The following is a 1,142-nucleotide window of genomic DNA, read 5'->3' on the forward strand; positions in this document are numbered from 1 at the left end:
CTCGGCTACGAAGGCGAAGCCGACCGGCTCACCGTGCCCATCAAACTCGCCCCCGGCCGCGGGCAGACGGTCAACCAGCGCACCGTCAACACCCTGCACTCAGCCCTTCGTGCTCTGGCCGAACGCGGAAACGCCCTGCTCAAGACCACCTTCGCCGCGTTGCGGCGAGTCACGCTATGTCCCTGGCGCACCGGCGCGATCACCGCAGCTGCGCTCGTACTACTCCACACCGAGTACGACCGCACGACATGATCAACCCGCTACTGAGAACACCTCAACGAGAGGAGATAGAACAGGAGGTGTACCCCGCCAAGTTGCTGTCACTGCTGTCATAGGCCTGCTGGTCAGGAAAAATGTGTGACAGCAGCCAGTGACAGCGCTCGTAGGCTGCTGTCATCCGTCACGCGCGCGCCGATGTCCACTGGACGTACAGGACGTGCGAAATGTACAATCGGTACATGACTGTCACCCCGGATGCCCCTGACGGCATCGTCGAGCGCAGCGCCACCGACGTTCGCGCCCATTTCTCCGACGTGGTCGGCGCCGCGCAGCACGCCGGGGTTGCCACCGCGATCACCCGGGGTGGTCGCCGTGTCGCAGCGGTCGTCCCGGTCGACGTCCTCGACCTCCTTGACGAGCTGGAAGACCGCGCCCTGTCCCGACTGGCGGCCGAGGTGATCGCAACCGACGACGGCACCCGCCATGCCCTCGGAGACGTCCGCGCCGAGATCCTCGACGACCGAGCCTGACGAGTGACGTCCCACTGGACGGTGGAGCTGACGAGCCACGCCCGGCGCCAGCTCCGCAAACTCGATCGAACCGCAGCGCGACGCATCCTCGACGCCCTCGACCGGCTCGCCCTCGACCCGACCCCCGCGCCCCCTGTCAGCCTCCCCCTCACGGGATACCCCGGAGTGCGCCGGCTCCGAGTCGGTGACCACCGTGTCGTCTACCGCCCCGATGGAGACACCCTCGTGGTCCTGGTCCTGGCCGTCGGACACCGCCGCGAGGTCTACGACCGGCTCTGACCGGACTGAACAGCTCCGCATGTATCGAACAAGCGTTCTACGATGGGCCACGTGTTCGACTTGCGATGCCCGAACGAGCCTGGCTGCTCCGCGGCCACACACAGCCCGGCTCTG

The 1,142-nt window shown here is 66.9% G+C and carries 3 protein-coding genes; all 3 read left to right on the top strand.

Annotated elements, in window-relative coordinates; genetic code table 11:
• Positions 1 to 252, top strand: a 252-nt coding sequence (locus Ae505Ps2_RS31640) for a transposase family protein (RefSeq protein WP_349289830.1), incomplete at its 5' end; no start/stop codon positions are given.
• A 206-nt stretch (positions 253 to 458) separates the two neighbouring features.
• Positions 459 to 749 (top strand): type II toxin-antitoxin system Phd/YefM family antitoxin, encoded by a 291-nt coding sequence (locus tag Ae505Ps2_RS29535; RefSeq protein WP_075312786.1) that lies wholly within the window; start codon positions 459 to 461, stop codon positions 747 to 749.
• Positions 750 to 770: 21 nt separating this feature from the next.
• Positions 771 to 1,028, top strand: coding sequence for a type II toxin-antitoxin system RelE/ParE family toxin (locus Ae505Ps2_RS29540; RefSeq protein ID WP_212567740.1), 258 nt, complete (start codon positions 771 to 773; stop codon positions 1,026 to 1,028).
• Positions 1,029 to 1,142 lie beyond the last annotated feature (114 nt).

The organism is Pseudonocardia sp. Ae505_Ps2, from assembly GCF_001932425.1.
Taxonomy (GTDB): Bacteria; Actinomycetota; Actinomycetes; order Mycobacteriales; family Pseudonocardiaceae; genus Pseudonocardia.

What these genes read in the sequence shown, in the direction of transcription:
- Ae505Ps2_RS29535 (WP_075312786.1), top strand. Translation starts at nt 459, where the DNA reads ATGACTGTCACCCCGGATGCCCCTGACGGCATCGTCGAGCGCAGCGCC.